Annotated in this window: 9 tRNA genes and 1 rRNA gene; all 10 read right to left on the bottom strand. The window is 50.3% G+C overall.

Annotated elements, in window-relative coordinates:
- Window positions 1-157: 157 nt before the first annotated feature.
- A tRNA-Ala gene (locus ACZ9AO_RS26235) sits at window positions 158-233 on the bottom strand.
- 9 nt (window positions 234-242) lie between these two features.
- A tRNA-Pro gene (locus ACZ9AO_RS26230) sits at window positions 243-319 on the bottom strand.
- Window positions 320-327: 8 nt separating this feature from the next.
- Window positions 328-404, bottom strand: a tRNA-Arg gene (locus ACZ9AO_RS26225).
- Between the two features lie 9 nt (window positions 405-413).
- Window positions 414-502 (bottom strand) — tRNA-Leu (locus ACZ9AO_RS26220).
- A gap of 12 nt (window positions 503-514) precedes the next feature.
- A tRNA-Gly gene (locus ACZ9AO_RS26215) sits at window positions 515-589 on the bottom strand.
- Window positions 590-594: 5 nt separating this feature from the next.
- Window positions 595-676 (bottom strand) — tRNA-Leu (locus ACZ9AO_RS26210).
- Between the two features lie 9 nt (window positions 677-685).
- A tRNA-Lys gene (locus ACZ9AO_RS26205) sits at window positions 686-761 on the bottom strand.
- A 43-nt stretch (window positions 762-804) separates the two neighbouring features.
- Window positions 805-880, bottom strand: a tRNA-Thr gene (locus tag ACZ9AO_RS26200).
- Window positions 881-890: 10 nt separating this feature from the next.
- Window positions 891-966 (bottom strand) — tRNA-Val (locus ACZ9AO_RS26195).
- A gap of 10 nt (window positions 967-976) precedes the next feature.
- Window positions 977-1,071, bottom strand: a 5S ribosomal RNA gene (gene rrf, locus ACZ9AO_RS26190); the annotation flags it as partial.

Below are 1,071 nucleotides of genomic sequence, written 5' to 3'. Positions count from 1 at the left end.
ATGTTTGACTTGCTCATTTGCTTTTTTGATAGTGTGTGCTCACTTAAAATTTAACGTTGGCGCTTTGTTTTGTTCAGTTTTCAAAGAGCAATTTGACTCTTCTTAAAGAATCAACTTTCATATCATAACAGAGCCAAACCGGCTTGTCAAGTTTTTTTGGTGGAGCCTAGCGGGATCGAACCGCTGACCTCCTGCGTGCAAGGCAGGCGCTCTCCCAGCTGAGCTAAGGCCCCGAAAAATAATGGTCGGGAAGACAGGATTCGAACCTGCGACCCCTTGGTCCCAAACCAAGTGCTCTACCAAGCTGAGCTACTTCCCGAAAAAACATGGTGCGCCCGGCGGGAGTCGAACCTACAACCTTCTGATTCGTAGTCAGATGCTCTATCCAATTGAGCTACGGGCGCATATTAAGATGGTGCCGAGGACCGGAATCGAACCGGTACGGTAGTCACCTACCGCAGGATTTTAAGTCCTGTGCGTCTGCCAGTTCCGCCACCCCGGCATAAATAAATAGTGGAGCGGAAGACGGGATTCGAACCCGCGACCCCAACCTTGGCAAGGTTGTATTCTACCACTGAACTACTTCCGCGAACATGCGGGTGAAGGGACTTGAACCCCCACGCCTTGCGGCGCCAGATCCTAAGTCTGGTGCGTCTGCCAATTCCGCCACACCCGCATAATAAAATGGTGAGCCATGAAGGATTCGAACCTTCGACCCTCTGATTAAAAGTCAGATGCTCTACCAACTGAGCTAATGGCTCATATACAACTATTTATATATGCTATATCAAGCTTGTATGAAAATGGTGCCGGCAAGAGGACTTGAACCCCCAACCTACTGATTACAAGTCAGTTGCTCTACCAGTTGAGCTACACCGGCAAGTGTAAAATGGTGGAGGATGACGGGATCGAACCGCCGACCCTCTGCTTGTAAGGCAGATGCTCTCCCAGCTGAGCTAATCCTCCATATATAACTGCTTGGCGGCGTCCTACTCTCACAGGGGGAAACCCCCAACTACCATCGGCGCTGAAGAGCTTAACTGCCGTGTTCGGAATGGGAACGGGTGTGAC

Source organism: Peribacillus sp. TE19612 (assembly GCF_056279465.1).
Note: the sequence above shows the minus strand (reverse complement) of the source record. Positions and strands in the feature narration are given on the sequence as shown.